The following is a 13,524-nucleotide window of genomic DNA, read 5'->3' as shown; positions in this document are numbered from 1 at the left end:
GACCCGTATGGACGACCTCGAGCGACTCGCGACCGCGGTTCGGGACGCGGACACCGCCGTCGCCTTTACCGGTGCGGGCATCTCCGCGCCGTCGGGCGTGCCCACGTTCCGGGGCGACGACGGCGTCTGGGAACAGTTCGATCAGGGGCAGTTCGCGTACGGCCGGTTCCAGCGCGATCCCGAGGGGTTCTGGGCCGATCGAGTCGACCTCCAGCGAGCGATGTTCGACGGCGAGTTCGAGCCGAACGCCGCTCACGAGGCCGTGGCTGCGATGGGACGGGACGGCCACCTCGAGGCGGTCCTGACCCAGAACACGGACGGCCTCCACGGCGACGCCGCGGCGGCGGTCGGCGAGGGGAACGACGCCGAAGCGGACGGCGGGTCCCGCGCGACGGCCGACGAGCCGACGGTCCTCGAGTTACACGGGAACTCCCAGCGGGTCCGCTGTACGGACTGTGGGAAACGCACGGACGGCGACCCGATCTTCGAGCGGGCGGCCGGCGGCGAGTTGCCGCCGACCTGCGACTGCGGCGGCGTATTCAAACCCGACGTGGTCCTCTTCGGCGAGCAGTTGCCCGGTGCGGTCCTCCAGCGGGCCCGGTCGCTCGCCCGGGAGAGCGACGCCTTCCTCGCGATCGGCTCCTCGTTGGTCGTCGAACCCGCCGCGTCGCTGCCCCGGCTTGCCGCCTCGACCGGCGGGACCGTCGGGATCGTCAACCTCGAGTCGACCCCGTGTGACGACGTCGCCGACGCGGTCGTCCGCGAGGACGTGACCGAGGCGCTCCCTCGCCTGCAGGAACTGATCGTCGAATAGTCCGGGATCGGGCGGACTCAGTCGACGACGTGGGACTCGACCAGCCGCGCCTGTCCGCGTCGCAGCCGTTCGCTGACCGCCTGATTCGAAATCTCGAGTTGGGCGGCGATCTCGGCTAAGTCCGTCTCGCGGGGGACCTCGAAGAAGCCGCGTTCGTGGGCCAGCGACAGTGCCTCCCGCTGGCGGTCCGTCAGCGTGGGGTCGCCGGCCCGCCGCGAGCGAGCGTCGGTCTCGGCGAGTCGGCGGAGTTCGACGGAGACGCCCTCGTCGACGAGGAAGTCGTGATACCGGCCGAACGATGCCCGGTCGGGAAACCGCATCTCGACGTTCCAGCGACCGTCCGTGCCCCGGCACTCGAGCAACTCGCCGCCGGCAGCGACCCACTGGCGGTACGCCCCCACGACGTTCGTCTCGCTTCGCTGTAATCGGTAGAGGTCGCGGTCATCCCCGCTGGCGATCCTGTCGAACCGAGCGACCGTCGGGTCGGCGGCCAACGCCCGCTCGAGTCGCTTTCGGTTCCGACAGCGAGTCCAGCAAAACGCGATCGGGCGTGCGGGATCGAGCGCGTACTGGCGCTCGAGGGCGACCTCGAGCGAGGGGAGGGCGTCGAAGGTCGGGCCGAGGACCAGCGACGGCGACGACGCCTCGAAGGCGACGTGGAGACTCATGCGGGGTCGTCCACCGCGAAGCGATAAAACAGTTGAGGCTACTGTCGGGTTTACCAACCGGTCCGGTGTGTCGTTACGCGTCGTTGGCCGCGTCGACGGTCTCGCGGACCGCCTCGATCCCCTCGTCGTGTGCGAGGTCGCCGACGACGATAACGTCGGCATACTGGGCCATCGAGTACGCGGAGTCGTAGTCGTGGATGCCGCCCCCGTAGAACAGCGTCGACTCGTCGGTCGCCTCGCCGGCGGCCTGGACGACGCCCTCGTCGCCGAGGGTGCCCGAGTACTCGACGTAGACGATCTCCTGGCCGAACATGTGTTCCGCGACGGTCGCGTAGGCGGCGACGTCGTCGGCACCCAGGTCGCAGTTGGCCTCGGTCAGCTCCGCGACGTCGGCCTCGGGGTTCATCACGATGTAGGCCTCCGTCGTCGTCCGCTCCCAATCGAGTTCGCCCTCGAGGCGGACCCACTCTTTGTGGGCTTCGGTGATCCAAAACGGCGAGCCGGCGTTGAACACAGTCGGAATGAGATAGCCGTCCAGCGCGTCGTCCTCGAGGACGACTTCGGGGTTGGACGGCTCCTGATAGAGAGCAACGTCGTGTTCGGCACAGGCCTCGATGACGGCGCTCATGTTCTCTTCAGTGATACCCATGGTCCCGCCGACCTCGATGGCGTCCGTTCCGGTCGCACAGAGGTCACCGTAGGTCACGCCCTCGGGCAGCTCCTTGTCCGGATCGAGCTTGAGAACGTGGTTCCAATCGTCCCAGGGGGCAGTCATACCGCGTCGTTTCCCGACAACCAGCAAAAACGCTACGGAACGACCCCGTCGCGAGGGACGCGGTCACACGGTGGGGGCAGTGGCCCGGCCGGCTCGAGTGCGTCATTGGTCGACTCGAGCGCGCCGCGGCCCTCGGGCGCGATCGGGTCCACCTCCGGGTCGCGAACAGGCTGATTCCGTCGCGACGATCGAGCCGTGATCGGCAGCAAGCGCGCCGGGCGAGGCCGATCCGGCCTATAGCTGTTCAGCGCTGACGGCCCGCATCGAGCTGTCGTTCTCGACCTCCCAGATCCGCAGCACCAGGTGTGCCTTACAGTAGTATTCGGCGGTCTCGAGGCCAGTCTCACCGTTCTCGAGGACGAGCTGGCACGTGACCCCGTTCGAACACTCTGGTGAATGTTCACACATTTGAACTCGGTTTGTCTACTCGTCTCGGAGTCAAGGCTCTGTCGGTGAAAGCGTTCGGTTCGCCGTGCCCAACTGGGCGCCCGATAGCGGTTATACCGGCTGTATTCGGCGGTATTACCCGGTACTGGGTGCTGTCTAAATGCCCTGTCCCATCAGGTGGCTTCGCAACACGTCGGCCTCCTTGTTGCCCGCGCCCGTCGAGACGATCACGACCGTCTCGTCGCCGTCGAACGCACCACGGTCGGCGAGTTCCCACGCGCCGCTGGCAGCCGCCGCCGCGCTCGGGGTCGGCTCGAGGCCGGTCGTCTGGGCCACCCGCACGGCCGCCTCGAGGATGTCGGGGTCGTCGGTCGCGACCGCGTCGCCGTCGGTCTCACGCAGCGCCTCGAGGACCCACGAGCCGGCCGGCGGGTCCGGAATCTCGAGTTCGCCACAGATGGTGTCGGGGCGCTCGACGGGGTCGAGGTCGTCGCGGCCGTCGGCGACGGCGTCCGCGATCGGGGCACAGCCCGACGCCTGCGCGGCGTAGAGTGTGGGCATCTCGTCGATCAGTCCCAGTTCCTCGAACTCGCGGGCGGCCTTGGCGAGGCCGACGATCCCCGTGCCGATCCCCGTCGGATAACAGATCGCGTCCGGAACCGTCCACTCGAGGTCTTCGACGAGTTCGTAGAACAGGGTCTTGATCCCCTCGTGGCGATAGGGCGTCTCGAAGGCTCGCAGCGAGTACCAGTCGTCGTGTTCGGCGAGCGCCTCCTCGTACGCGCCGACGGCGTCGCCGTAGCGACCGCCGACCACGTTCATGTCGCCGCCGTGAACGTTGACCATCGCCTTGTTCGTAAAGCCCGAGCGCGAGGGGAGGTAGGCGTGGGACTCGAGGCCGGCCCGGCCCGCGTAGGCCGCCGCGGCCTGACCGCCGTTGCCCGTCGACGGGAGCGCGACGTCGTCGGCGTCGCTCCGGGTCGCGGCCGTGACCGCAAGCGACGCACCGCGGTCGCGGACCGAGCCCGTCGGGTTCCGGCCTTCGTCCTTGAGCAGGACTTGCTCGACGCCGAGTTCGTCGGCCAGGTCGGGACAGTCGACCAGCGGCGTCGCGCCCTCCCGGGTCGTGACCGCCGTCTCGCGGGCAAACGGCAGCAGTTCGGCGTAGCGCCACTGCGAGTCGGCCGGCCGACCCTCGAGCGTCTCGCGATCGAGGTCGATCGCGTCGTAGTCGTAGCGCGGGTCGAGCGGACCGTCACACTCGGGACATCGGTGGGCCTCGGCGGTGGCCTCGATGACGGTCCCGCAGTCGACGCACTCGAGCCCCGCGACGGCGTCAGTCGTCTCCATACGCGATCCTTCGGGGCGGCGAACTAAGGGTTGTCCATCGGCGTCGCGCGTCCCGGCATCGGCGACGACGCCGGGGCTGTCGGATCGGAAGACGAGAGGAAACGACGAAAGAGAGACCGGTCAGTTGTCGCCGGACTTCGACTGCCACTTGTAATCGCGGCGCTTCGAGGACTTGCCGAAGCCACACGACGAGCAGACCTTCTTTTTGGTGTGGTAGGACTTCTCTCCGCAGCGACGACACTTGGTGTGGGTCGTCTTGTTCTTCTTTCCTTGGCTCGGGGTTCCTGCACCAGTCATGGAGTAATCGAGACGACGTTGTCGCCGCGTATAATGGTTGTGTCTTCGGCCGGAGCCTCCTGATCGACGCCCTCGACGGGGATCGTCACGTCCTCGAGGACGAGGTTCATGTGCTGGTCGTACCCGGAGAGATCGCCGACGTACTCGTCGCCGCTCTTGAGTCGTACCGTGACGCGTTCGCCGAGCGACGCCTCGAGGACGTCCAGCGGTCGTCCACTCATACGCAACACGGCTGGTGATGGACACTTAATCGTACCGGTCCCGGCTCCGACGAGGGCCGTTCAGCGGCGAATAACACGATGTTTCCCACCCGGTCTTGCGGATCTCGCGGCCGTTACTGACAGAAAGCTGACTGGTGTCGGGACGGTCGGCAACGCGCTCTCACCGGTCCGCCGATTCCGCGGCGGCGTGTTTCAGGAACTGTGGCGTCGAGACCGCATCGAAGACGGCGAGCGCCAGAACGAGCAGTCGCGTCGTTCCGTCCAGAAACAGCACCGCGATGGTGGCGATGAGGGCACCGCTGGCGAGGCCCACTCCCCAGCGGGTGGTGGGATCGTGCAGGTTCATACGCGAACTAGTGTTTTGTTCCGGTGTAAAGTAGTTGTAGTTTATCAATTAGGGAACCATGAACCGCGAACGGTCGGGTCCGGGACTCGAGGGGTAGCCGGCTCGTACACCGCTGCTATCCCATACCTAACCAAACGGCTAAGTGTGTACTCGTGGACCGTCCGCTCATGGGAGATAAAAAGTTCACCCTCGTAGAGTTGCACATCGACACCCCCCAGATCGGCCTCGGCTCGGTCGGCGAAGCGCTGCCGATCGGATCCACGGAATCGGCGTCCGAAGCCGACCTCGAGACGGAATCCGACGAAAGCGACGAGGAGTCCGGTGGGAGCGGGAAAAGTGCCGTCGGCGCGCTGGTCGCACTGGTCGTCCTGGTCGGTATCGCCGCGGCCGCCAAGAAGTTCCGCGGCGACGACGAGGAGTCCGACCTCAAGGCCGACGAGGGGCCCGACGTCATCGTCAACTGAGCGCCACCTGACTGATCGCCGGCCGGCGTCGGACCGACCGGCGGTGAATCGGCTCCACTGAGCCGAACGCTTTTGCGGGTCCTTCCCCTATTTGGGGTCGTGAATCTCTATCGTAGCGCCCGGGCAGTCGCCGGGGCATCCGGTGACGACGCGATCGACTGGCGATCCGCCGCGGAGGCCGCCAAGGCCGCGACCGACCCCGGCTCGCTCGCGCTCGAGACCGGCGAACGCGAGGCCTACGCCCGCGACGTGCGAGACGCCAGGGCGGCCGTCCGCGCCGTCTCCGGGGCCGAATTCGACGTCCCCGAGACGATCGAGATCCAGAACCGCCACCACTGGATCGACGCCAACGTCGCCACCTTCGAACGGGTCATGGGCGCCCTCGAGACCCACACCGGTACGTTCCCTGGGATCGCGCGGACGATCAACACGGGGACGATGACGGTCATGCTCTCCTTTCTCGGGCGGAACGTCCTCGGTCAGTACGATCCGCTGTTGCTCGCCGACGCCCCGACCGACGACCACGCGCTGTATTTCGTCCGACCGAACATCCTCAACGCGGCCGACCAACTCGACGTCGACGCCGATCGATTCCGCCGCTGGATCGCCTTCCACGAGGTGACCCACGCCGCCGAGTTCGGGGCCGCACCGTGGCTCTCCGACCACCTCGAGACCCGCATGGAAGACGGGATCGCCAACCTCTCGGAGGGATCGTTCGACCGCGAGGCGTTCCGTGATCTCGACGCCGCCATGACCGTCGTCGAGGGGTACGCCGAACTCCTGATGGACCACGCCTTCGACGACGAGTACGAGGACCTGCGGCGAAAACTCGACGAGCGCCGGCAGGGCCGGGGGCCGATCCAGAAGGTCTTCCGGCGGCTGCTCGGCCTGGGGCTGAAAGAGCGCCAGTACGAACGCGGCAAGGACTTCTTCGAACACGTCGTCGCGGTCCGGGACCTCGAGACGGCCAGTCTCGTCTGGGAGGGGCCGGAGTACCTGCCGAGCCACGACGAACTCGATGCCCCGGGGACGTGGCTCCGGCGCGTCGACCGCTGACCCGAATCTCCCGTTTTCCCTCGCGTGGTGGTCGCCCGGACGCGTTCAGCCGGTCATGATCCAGATCAGGTACCAGAGCAACGCGCTCCCGGCGACGATGCCACCGAGGATCGCCGCGCCGATCACGACCGGCGACGCCTCACCCTGAAACGCGACCAGCCCACCTGACAGGCCGACCAGCAACACGAAAGCGACCTTGAGCTGGGTGGCTGCGTCCGAGACGCCGCTCGAGCCTGACGGCTCCCGACCCCGTCGGCTCATAGCTCGTGCGGGGCGCTGACGTGCATGAGCGCGAACTGCCAGTCGGGCGCGCTCGAGTCGTCTGTCGGAACCAGCGTCCCGCTCCAGCGGCTGTCGAATCGGCGTCGGTCGCCGCCCTCCGTGTCGGTCCAGGCCATCGTCACCTCGTCGGCGAAGGTCGCGACCGCCTCGCGCCGATCGACGACGAGGCGGCGGCTCTCGATCGTCCAGTCGGCGGTCGTTTCGGTCTGTTCCTCGAGGGCCGAACGGATAACCTCGCCGCCGAACAGCGACTCGCTGATGCCGAACTTCACCGTCGACTCGTCGGCGAGGAAGTACGGCTCGAGGGGGTCGCCGTTCCGGAGCGTGTCGTAGTAGTCGCGGACGACGGCCTCGGGGCTCGCGGTCGCTGACATGACTGTATCCTCGACGGCCGTTTTCAAAGAGCCATCGGACGCGGATGCGGGAGCGGTCTCGAACGAGGGAAAGTGTTTTGCATACGCATACGTATTCCCATACATGGGAGACACGTCGATCCGCGTTTCGGACGAAGCGAAAGACCGACTGGATCTCCATAAGCGTGAGGACGAAAGCTACGAGGACGTGATTCTACGACTCACGGAAGGCGACAAGTGGGCCGGGTTCGGCGTCCTTTCGGAAACGGACACGGAAACGCGGGCGGGGCTGGAGACGATGCGAGAAGAGTTGCGGGCGGGAACGAGGGACCGAATCGAGGAATCAAAGTAGATGCTCGTACTTGATAACAATCTTCTCAGCGATTATCTCGACGGAACCGACGACGCTCGTCGCTTCCTGCAGCGGTACGAACAGGAGGCGTGGGGAGTGCCGGCGATAGTCCTCTACGAGGCGTACATGGGTGCCGTACACGGCTACATCGACGGCACCCCGGACGCGATTCGACGGGCCGTCACGTCGTCGATGGACGTACTCGACGTGACCGCACGGACGGCCGATGAGGCCGCATCGTTGCAGAGCGAATTGCTGGATCGAGGCGTCCCGGCGGACCACCCGGACGCGCTCATCGCGGCGATCGCTCGCGAACACGGAGCGACGTTCGCGACCGCCGAGAAACACTTCTGGGACGACGAGGTGCAGTCGGTCCTCTCCGTCGCGGAATACGATCCGTACTGAACGCGAACGCCTCGACCGCGGTCCCGACCGCTACATGAAGCCGCGATCGACCTCGTCGGTCTCGATCAGGTCCTCGAGTTCGGCGTCGAGCAGTTCGTCGGCCTCCTCGAAGCGGTCGGCGAGGGCCGCGAGGTCGTCGGGTCGGTCGTACTGATCGTACTCCATCGGGCCGAACGCGGGACTCTCGAGCGCCTCCATCACGTCGTCGAACAGGTCCTGCGGTCGGGTCGGCGCGTCCGCGTGGGTTTCCAGCACCGTCTCGAGGCGCTTGCCGACCGTCTCGGCCTGCTCCTCGTCCTCGGGGGGAGACTGGACCGCAAAGCGGCCGCCCGACTCTCGCTCGGGCATGAACGACCCGATCTCGTCGTCGATGTTCCGGGCGACGCGGGTGCCGACACCCCGTACCTCGAAGGGGTTTTTCGCGTACGTTTTCAGGAAGAAGACGCCGGCCCGGGGATGCGCGAGGTACATGTCTTCGCCGACGCCGCCGGCGCGGTCGCCGGCGACTGCGCGCCAGTCCTCCGGATCGACGTCGCGCTCCGTGACGTCCTCGAGTACGTCCTGCCACTCGCGTATCCGCATAGGCGAGGGTTGGATCGCCGGCAGAATGAACGTATCGGTTCCACCGAAAGACGCCGAGAACGGACTGTTACGCCCCGCAACGGACCGTTCCGGAACCGAAAGGAATACACTGGCCCCGCCGACAGGGACGGTAACCGACGCTTTCCCTATGTCCACTCGTCGCTCACCGTCGCTCGTCGATCTGTTCCGCGCTGCACCCGCCAAGAGTTCGCTGCTGACGATCGCCCCGCTGGCGCTGGCGCTGGGCCAGCTCTGGAACGGGTACGTCAACGGCGTCTCACCGATCGTCTCGGTCGGCTTCGCCGTCGTCATGGTCGCCTTTTCGGTCGTCGCGATGGGCCATCACGCCGCCGAACACCGGCTTCGCCGGCTCGAGGCCGACCCTTAGATCCCCGTGCCGGAGTCGGTCGCGACCGTTCGGGCCCCGCGGGCCTCGTAGGCGTTGTACCCCGCGAGCCCGGCGATCAGGAGCCCGGTCACGAGCGTACTCCAGAACAGCCCGCCGGTCATCCCGAGCAGGGCGGCCGAGACGATCAGCCAGATCCCGAGGAGGGCGACCAGCGAGGCGATGGCGGGGCTGAGCGGGATGTCGTTCGTCACCCGATAGTAGTTGTAGCCGGCAGCCAGCGCGACCGCGAGTCCGACGAGGACGTCGTTGGACGCGGGAGCGCCACCGCTCTGGAAGACCAGCACCGAGAGGGCGACCCACGCGCCGAGGACGGCGACCAGCAGACTGACGACCGAGGTCTTGCGCCGGCGCTCCTCGCTGGCGACTTGCGTCGACTCGTCTCGCGGGTCGCGGCCGCCGGGCCGCTCTCCGTCACCGACCCCGGTCCCCGAGTCGATGTCGGCCGACGCCGATTCCGGTCGGTTGATCGGGCCGTCGTCGGTCGGCGGCTCGTCGCCGGCCCCGGGCCCGTCGCCCCGCCGACGATCGTCGCCGTTCGGGTCACTCATAGTACCGGACGTTCGGGGCCTGATCGCAAAAACGGCCCGTCCGTTCCACTCGCGGCCGGCCGGGAACGAAACCCGGGAACGCCGGTAAGTGAATGTTATCGTGGGCATCGCGTCCCGCGAGCGGGGAAACAAGCCGGTCGCCACCGGGACCGATAGCGTTTTTGATCGCTCGCTCGTGACGGTAGCTGTGTACGTACGCGGAACCGTCGCCGGCGAGGTCGACGTGCGAACGGTGTCGACGAGCTACGGCGAAAGCGATCTCGCGGAGGTCCCGGTCCGGCTCGCGACCGACGACGAGCCCACCGGCGACGCCACGCCGACGCGCAGCGACGGCGGGACGGCGGCCGTCGCAGACGGCCGCGAAACGACGGTGACGCTCTGGAATAAGTGGACCGAGTCGGCCGAGCTGCTCGAGCCGGGGATGGAACTGGTCGTGACGAACGCGAAAGAGGAGGAGTATCAGGGCGAGACCAAGTACGCGACGACGGGCGAGTCCTACGTCGTCGTCGAACCCTCCTTTCTCGTCAGCGTCACCTCGATCCGCAACTGGGTGGAGTGTCCCCGGCTCTACTACCTGAACAAGCTCTCCGGGGTGCCGCTGAACTACCCCGTGGTGAAAGGGACGCTCGTCCACGAGGTCTTCGGCGACCTGCTTCGCGGGCGCAACCTCGAGGAGTCGATCGACGCCCGCGTCGAGGAGCGAGGCCTCCAGTTGGGGCTGTTAGGCGAGACGCCCGACGCGGTCAAAGAGGAGATCCGGGAGAACGCCAAAGCGATCGAGGGCTGGCTCGAGCAGGGCCGGCTCACCGAGGAAGACAGTTGGCGCTCCGAGCAGTTGCTCATCAGCGAGACCTTCGGCATTCGGGGCCGGGCCGACGCCGTCCGCCGGGGCGCACCGGTCGAACTCAAGACCGGCAAGAACCTCAAGAAGGAACCGCGGTTCAAGGACAAGGTGCAGGCTGCCTGCTACGCACTCCTGCTCGAGGAACACGGCGGCGACGTCGATATCGGGACGCTCCTCTATACGAAGAACTCGGCGCTCGATCGCAACGAGGAGACCGGCGACCTGACCCCCGCAAAGGAGTTCACGATGGGCGACGGCTTGTTGCAGTACGTCGTCCGCCTGCGCAACGAGATCGCGGCGATGGAGATGCGAGGCGAGGTTCCGACCGGCTACGAGGCCGACGCGAAATGCGAGTACTGCTTCGAGCAGGACACCTGCATGGTCGTCTCCGGGCGGCTGGATCAGGAGTCGAAGGCCGGCCAGATCGGGCAGGCGCTGCCGGCCGAGGAACGCGAGTACTTCGACCGGTTCTACCGAGCGATCGAGGAGGAACGGCGCGAGGTCCACCGCGAGTACGCCAAGCTCTGGGAACAGACCGCGCAGGAACGGGCCGACGACGACCGCGCGCTGATCGACCTCGAGTTCGTCGCAAAACGGCCGCTCGAGGGCGGTCGCTGGGAGCTGCGGGCGCGCCGGACTGGCGGCGCGAACTCGAAGCTCCGCGAGGGCGACCTGGTGCTGGCCAGCGACGGGGACCCCGTTCGGGGCGACTCGGAACTCGCGCGGATCGAGCGACTCGACGACGAGGTCGTGATCACGGCGGACGAGCCGGTCGCGGTCACCCGGCTCGATGTCTACCCCTCCGAGCTGACGACCGACCGGTTGCTCGTCGCGATGCACGACGCGCTCCTGAAAGGCGACGAACGGCGCAAAGACGTCCTGTTCGGCCGCGCAGAGCCCGAGTTCGAAGCGATCGAGGAGACCTTCATCGACAACAACGAGCGCCAGAACGAGGCCGTTCGGAAAGCCGTCGGTGCCGAGGACTGCGCGCTGATCCACGGCCCGCCGGGGACCGGGAAGACCTACACCATCGCCCGGGCCATCCGCGCGATGGTCGAGCGCGGCGAGCGCGTCCTGCTGTCGGCCTTCACGAATCGCGCCGTCGACAACGCTCTGGAGGCCTTACTCGAGCAACTCGAGGACGTCATCGACGAGGACAGCGTTGCGTCGGAGACGCAACGGAGTGGAGACGGCAAAGCCGTCGACGTCGTCCGCGTGGGGTCGGAGAGCGGGGTCAGCGACGAGATGGAGCCCTACCGGCTCGAGCGGGCGGGCGAGCCCGCCGATCGGGTCGCCGAACTCGAGGACGCGCAGGTGGTGGCGGCGACGACCGCGACCTGCGGCTCACGGATCATGAAAGAGCAGGCCTTCGACGCCGCGCTGGTCGACGAGGCAGCCCAGTTGACCGAGCCCGGGACCTGCGCGGCGATCAACCTCGCCGAGCGGTTCGTGCTGGTGGGCGACCACGAGCAGCTGCCGCCCGTCGTGCGCGCCGAGAACGACCTCACCGAGTCGCTGTTCGAGCGCCTGGTCGAGCGCTACCCCGACGCCGGCGTCATGCTCGATCGCCAGTACCGGATGAACCAGCGCATTCAGGTCTTCGCCTCCACCGAGTTCTACGACGGGCAGCTACGGCCGGCGACGCCCGAGGTCGCCGGGCGAACGCTGGACGACCTCGAGGGCGTCTCCCGGGACGCCCTGCCCGAGACCCTGTCCGATCCCGTCTCGTTCGTCGACGTCGAGGGCGACCGGAGCCAGTATACCGACAGCGAGGAGGCCACACGAATCGCCGACCTGATCGAGCGCTACGAGGCGGCCGGCCTCGACCGGTCGGAGATCGGCGTCATCGCCCCGTTCCGAGCACAGGTCTCGGAGATCTCGAGTACGGTCCCCGACGACGTCACCGTCGACACCGTCGACCGCTTCCAGGGCTCGAGCCAGGAGGTCATCATCGTCTCGTTCACTGCGACCGGCTCGCTCGAGGGGCCGATCTTCGAGGACTACCGGCGGATCAACGTCGCGCTGACACGGCCCAAGCGGGCGCTGGTGTTGGTCGGCGACTCGTCGGCGCTCGCGAGCGATCCGGTCTACAAGCGCATGCTCGAGTGGGCGCGGCAGTAACGGGCCCACCGAGAGTCAGTAGGCTGATATGTTTCCCATGAGCTATAGGTATCGCTACTAACCACCTCGCCTGCGTCGGTATGAACGCGGCAGCCCGGTGATTCAGATGACTCAGCGAGACACCGCCGCGGCGGGCGACCGCCCGGCGTTCGAGCGCGGCGACGAGACGTATACCGCACGGTACGACTGGGACGATGCGGACACGCCGTCGTCCGCGATCGTTCGGGCGGTTGCAGCCGTCAGAGGCACTGACCCGACGACCATGCAGCCACTGTACGAGGCGGTCGAGACGACCGCCGTCGACCGGCTCTTCGATCGACGGCCGCGAGCGCGGCCGGAGCGACTCTCGCTCTCCTACGAGGGCTGTGTGGTCGCGGTCTATGGAGACGGACGGATCGTCGTCGCTCCGTCCGACTGATCGAACGGCCGGCGATCGACCGCGTCCTGGCGGTCAGTTGGCCTCGTCGTCGGCCCTGTCCTCGAAGGCCATCGCGAGGAGTTTGCGCTCGGCGGCGTGGATGTGTTGGGAGAACGTCGGCGACGCGATGCCGAGTTCAGCCGCGACGTCCTCGCCCGAACACTCGCGGGGCCAGTCGTAGTAGCCGGCTTCGAACGCGGCCTCGAGGACTTCCCGCTGGCGGTCGGTGAGTCGGGCGCGCAGTTCCTGCCGGAACGCGGTCCGGCTGAACGGCGTCGTGAGCGCGTCGGTCTCCCGCTTCGCGATGAACGTCGCTTCCGGCACGCGCTCGAGGAACGCGTCCGTAATTCCGCCGGCGTCGTCCCGCGGCGGTACTTCGGCGACGATCCGGCCGTCCCCGTCGCTGCCTCGAACCGTCCGCGGCAGCGCCCCCAGTTCGGCGAGTTCCACCGCGGGGCAGTCCTCGGCGACGAGGAACTCAAGCAGCGCGCCGCTTTCGTGTTCGTGGAGGGACCGAACGTCGGCGCTCTCGTGGTCGTCGGCGAGGTCCGCGACCCGGGACGGCTTGGCCTCGGCCACGGTGAAGAACTCGGCGTAGCACCCGTTCCCGCGGGGGATCATCTCCGCCAGTTCGACGCGACACTCGAGTTCGGCCGACGCCCGGACGAACGGATACGCGGGCGCAGTGATCTCGAACTCGATCTCCCGCACCCGCGGCGTTCGGTCGCGGTTTCGTGTATCGTTCATACTGGGCCACTGTCCGGCCAAATGGTACCTGCTATCAAAGTGATTCCGACGGGAACGTCCCGATCGGTGAAAACGGTCCGACGCG

The 13,524-nt window shown here is 67.4% G+C and carries 20 protein-coding genes; 8 read left to right on the top strand and 12 right to left on the bottom strand.

Features of this window, described 5'->3' with window-relative positions; genetic code table 11:
- Positions 1 to 7: 7 nt before the first annotated feature.
- Positions 8 to 814, top strand: coding sequence for an NAD-dependent deacetylase (locus tag ACERIM_RS07925; RefSeq protein WP_373631954.1), 807 nt, complete (start codon positions 8 to 10; stop codon positions 812 to 814).
- Positions 815 to 831: 17 nt separating this feature from the next.
- Here ACERIM_RS07925 and ACERIM_RS07920 read toward each other — a convergent pair whose 3' ends face one another.
- The 7 genes from ACERIM_RS07920 to ACERIM_RS07890 all read right to left on the bottom strand — a co-directional run bounded on the left by ACERIM_RS07920 (position 832) and on the right by ACERIM_RS07890 (position 4,858).
- Positions 832 to 1,482, bottom strand: coding sequence for a helix-turn-helix domain-containing protein (locus tag ACERIM_RS07920; RefSeq protein ID WP_373631953.1), 651 nt, complete (start codon positions 1,480 to 1,482; stop codon positions 832 to 834).
- A 73-nt stretch (positions 1,483 to 1,555) separates the two neighbouring features.
- Positions 1,556 to 2,257: a phosphoglycerol geranylgeranyltransferase gene (locus ACERIM_RS07915; RefSeq protein WP_006179938.1), complete on the bottom strand. Its 702-nt coding sequence runs from the start codon at positions 2,255 to 2,257 to the stop codon at positions 1,556 to 1,558.
- Between the two features lie 234 nt (positions 2,258 to 2,491).
- Positions 2,492 to 2,665: a hypothetical protein gene (locus ACERIM_RS07910; protein ID WP_006179939.1), complete on the bottom strand. Its 174-nt coding sequence runs from the start codon at positions 2,663 to 2,665 to the stop codon at positions 2,492 to 2,494.
- 135 nt (positions 2,666 to 2,800) lie between these two features.
- Complete coding sequence (locus tag ACERIM_RS07905) at positions 2,801 to 3,994, bottom strand: threonine synthase (protein WP_049966110.1); 1,194 nt, start codon at positions 3,992 to 3,994, stop codon at positions 2,801 to 2,803.
- 120 nt (positions 3,995 to 4,114) lie between these two features.
- On the bottom strand, positions 4,115 to 4,291 hold the full coding sequence (locus ACERIM_RS07900) for a 50S ribosomal protein L37e (RefSeq protein ID WP_373631951.1): 177 nt from the start codon (positions 4,289 to 4,291) through the stop codon (positions 4,115 to 4,117).
- Complete coding sequence (locus ACERIM_RS07895) at positions 4,288 to 4,512, bottom strand: LSM domain-containing protein (RefSeq protein WP_006179942.1); 225 nt, start codon at positions 4,510 to 4,512, stop codon at positions 4,288 to 4,290. The genes ACERIM_RS07900 and ACERIM_RS07895 overlap by 4 nt, the downstream gene beginning before the upstream one ends.
- A gap of 160 nt (positions 4,513 to 4,672) precedes the next feature.
- Positions 4,673 to 4,858 carry a hypothetical protein gene (locus ACERIM_RS07890; RefSeq protein WP_373631950.1) on the bottom strand — a complete coding sequence of 62 codons (186 nt, stop codon included), beginning with the start codon at positions 4,856 to 4,858 and terminating at the stop codon, positions 4,673 to 4,675.
- A 167-nt stretch (positions 4,859 to 5,025) separates the two neighbouring features.
- Between ACERIM_RS07890 and ACERIM_RS07885 the strand changes: the two genes are divergently transcribed.
- Together ACERIM_RS07885 and ACERIM_RS07880 are read left to right on the top strand one after the other, a co-directional pair.
- On the top strand, positions 5,026 to 5,322 hold the full coding sequence (locus ACERIM_RS07885) for a hypothetical protein (protein ID WP_373631949.1): 297 nt from the start codon (positions 5,026 to 5,028) through the stop codon (positions 5,320 to 5,322).
- A 99-nt stretch (positions 5,323 to 5,421) separates the two neighbouring features.
- Complete coding sequence (locus ACERIM_RS07880) at positions 5,422 to 6,378, top strand: zinc-dependent metalloprotease (protein ID WP_006649700.1); 957 nt, start codon at positions 5,422 to 5,424, stop codon at positions 6,376 to 6,378.
- Between the two features lie 45 nt (positions 6,379 to 6,423).
- On the opposite strand, the gene ACERIM_RS07875 is transcribed toward ACERIM_RS07880, so the two are convergent.
- Positions 6,424 to 6,639 carry a hypothetical protein gene (locus tag ACERIM_RS07875; RefSeq protein ID WP_373631948.1) on the bottom strand — a complete coding sequence of 72 codons (216 nt, stop codon included), beginning with the start codon at positions 6,637 to 6,639 and terminating at the stop codon, positions 6,424 to 6,426.
- Positions 6,636 to 7,034 (bottom strand): nuclear transport factor 2 family protein, encoded by a 399-nt coding sequence (locus tag ACERIM_RS07870; protein ID WP_373631947.1) that lies wholly within the window; start codon positions 7,032 to 7,034, stop codon positions 6,636 to 6,638. The genes ACERIM_RS07875 and ACERIM_RS07870 overlap by 4 nt, the downstream gene beginning before the upstream one ends.
- Positions 7,035 to 7,137: 103 nt before the next feature.
- Here ACERIM_RS07870 and ACERIM_RS07865 point away from each other — a divergent pair, with 103 nt between their 5' ends.
- Positions 7,138 to 7,365, top strand: coding sequence for an antitoxin VapB family protein (locus ACERIM_RS07865; RefSeq protein WP_006649703.1), 228 nt, complete (start codon positions 7,138 to 7,140; stop codon positions 7,363 to 7,365).
- Positions 7,366 to 7,770 (top strand): PIN domain-containing protein, encoded by a 405-nt coding sequence (locus ACERIM_RS07860; RefSeq protein ID WP_006649704.1) that lies wholly within the window; start codon positions 7,366 to 7,368, stop codon positions 7,768 to 7,770.
- A 30-nt stretch (positions 7,771 to 7,800) separates the two neighbouring features.
- Here ACERIM_RS07860 and ACERIM_RS07855 read toward each other — a convergent pair whose 3' ends face one another.
- On the bottom strand, positions 7,801 to 8,352 hold the full coding sequence (locus tag ACERIM_RS07855) for a hypothetical protein (RefSeq protein WP_006649705.1): 552 nt from the start codon (positions 8,350 to 8,352) through the stop codon (positions 7,801 to 7,803).
- Positions 8,353 to 8,500: 148 nt separating this feature from the next.
- Here ACERIM_RS07855 and ACERIM_RS07850 point away from each other — a divergent pair, with 148 nt between their 5' ends.
- A complete protein-coding gene (locus ACERIM_RS07850; RefSeq protein WP_006649706.1) occupies positions 8,501 to 8,740 on the top strand; it encodes a hypothetical protein in 240 nt (79 codons plus the stop codon).
- Here the strand turns inward: ACERIM_RS07850 and ACERIM_RS07845 are convergent.
- Complete coding sequence (locus tag ACERIM_RS07845; protein ID WP_049966104.1) at positions 8,737 to 9,309, bottom strand: hypothetical protein; 573 nt, start codon at positions 9,307 to 9,309, stop codon at positions 8,737 to 8,739. The genes ACERIM_RS07850 and ACERIM_RS07845 overlap by 4 nt on opposite strands.
- Positions 9,310 to 9,496: 187 nt before the next feature.
- On the opposite strand from ACERIM_RS07845, the gene ACERIM_RS07840 reads away from it, so the two are divergent.
- Together ACERIM_RS07840 and ACERIM_RS07835 are read left to right on the top strand one after the other, a co-directional pair.
- Positions 9,497 to 12,274, top strand: coding sequence for an AAA domain-containing protein (locus ACERIM_RS07840; RefSeq protein WP_373631946.1), 2,778 nt, complete (start codon positions 9,497 to 9,499; stop codon positions 12,272 to 12,274).
- A gap of 106 nt (positions 12,275 to 12,380) precedes the next feature.
- The gene (locus ACERIM_RS07835) at positions 12,381 to 12,692 is read left to right on the top strand and encodes a HalOD1 output domain-containing protein (RefSeq protein WP_373631945.1); all 312 of its coding nucleotides are present in this window, start codon (positions 12,381 to 12,383) and stop codon (positions 12,690 to 12,692) included.
- Between the two features lie 33 nt (positions 12,693 to 12,725).
- On the opposite strand, the gene ACERIM_RS07830 is transcribed toward ACERIM_RS07835, so the two are convergent.
- On the bottom strand, positions 12,726 to 13,439 hold the full coding sequence (locus tag ACERIM_RS07830; RefSeq protein WP_373631944.1) for a bacterio-opsin activator domain-containing protein: 714 nt from the start codon (positions 13,437 to 13,439) through the stop codon (positions 12,726 to 12,728).
- Between the last annotated feature and the right edge of the window lie 85 nt (positions 13,440 to 13,524).

This window comes from Natrinema sp. H-ect1 (genome assembly GCF_041821105.1).
Classification (GTDB): domain Archaea; phylum Halobacteriota; class Halobacteria; order Halobacteriales; family Natrialbaceae; genus Natrinema; species Natrinema thermotolerans.
Note: the sequence above shows the minus strand (reverse complement) of the source record. Positions and strands in the feature narration are given on the sequence as shown.

Coding starts and splice junctions, on each gene's coding strand:
- ACERIM_RS07915 (WP_006179938.1), bottom strand. CDS start 2,257: ATGACTGCCCCCTGGGACGATTGGAACCACGTTCTCAAGCTCGATCCG.
- ACERIM_RS07900 (WP_373631951.1), bottom strand. CDS start 4,291: ATGACTGGTGCAGGAACCCCGAGCCAAGGAAAGAAGAACAAGACGACC.
- ACERIM_RS07835 (WP_373631945.1), top strand. CDS start 12,381: ATGACTCAGCGAGACACCGCCGCGGCGGGCGACCGCCCGGCGTTCGAG.
- ACERIM_RS07895 (WP_006179942.1), bottom strand. CDS start 4,512: ATGAGTGGACGACCGCTGGACGTCCTCGAGGCGTCGCTCGGCGAACGC.
- ACERIM_RS07925 (WP_373631954.1), top strand. CDS start 8: ATGGACGACCTCGAGCGACTCGCGACCGCGGTTCGGGACGCGGACACC.
- ACERIM_RS07845 (WP_049966104.1), bottom strand. CDS start 9,309: ATGAGTGACCCGAACGGCGACGATCGTCGGCGGGGCGACGGGCCCGGG.
- ACERIM_RS07920 (WP_373631953.1), bottom strand. CDS start 1,482: ATGAGTCTCCACGTCGCCTTCGAGGCGTCGTCGCCGTCGCTGGTCCTC.
- ACERIM_RS07875 (WP_373631948.1), bottom strand. CDS start 6,639: ATGAGCCGACGGGGTCGGGAGCCGTCAGGCTCGAGCGGCGTCTCGGAC.
- ACERIM_RS07855 (WP_006649705.1), bottom strand. CDS start 8,352: ATGCGGATACGCGAGTGGCAGGACGTACTCGAGGACGTCACGGAGCGC.
- ACERIM_RS07850 (WP_006649706.1), top strand. CDS start 8,501: ATGTCCACTCGTCGCTCACCGTCGCTCGTCGATCTGTTCCGCGCTGCA.
- ACERIM_RS07910 (WP_006179939.1), bottom strand. CDS start 2,665: ATGTGTGAACATTCACCAGAGTGTTCGAACGGGGTCACGTGCCAGCTC.
- ACERIM_RS07870 (WP_373631947.1), bottom strand. CDS start 7,034: ATGTCAGCGACCGCGAGCCCCGAGGCCGTCGTCCGCGACTACTACGAC.
- ACERIM_RS07905 (WP_049966110.1), bottom strand. CDS start 3,994: ATGGAGACGACTGACGCCGTCGCGGGGCTCGAGTGCGTCGACTGCGGG.
- ACERIM_RS07890 (WP_373631950.1), bottom strand. CDS start 4,858: ATGAACCTGCACGATCCCACCACCCGCTGGGGAGTGGGCCTCGCCAGC.
- ACERIM_RS07865 (WP_006649703.1), top strand. CDS start 7,138: ATGGGAGACACGTCGATCCGCGTTTCGGACGAAGCGAAAGACCGACTG.
- ACERIM_RS07885 (WP_373631949.1), top strand. CDS start 5,026: ATGGGAGATAAAAAGTTCACCCTCGTAGAGTTGCACATCGACACCCCC.
- ACERIM_RS07830 (WP_373631944.1), bottom strand. CDS start 13,439: ATGAACGATACACGAAACCGCGACCGAACGCCGCGGGTGCGGGAGATC.
- ACERIM_RS07860 (WP_006649704.1), top strand. CDS start 7,366: ATGCTCGTACTTGATAACAATCTTCTCAGCGATTATCTCGACGGAACC.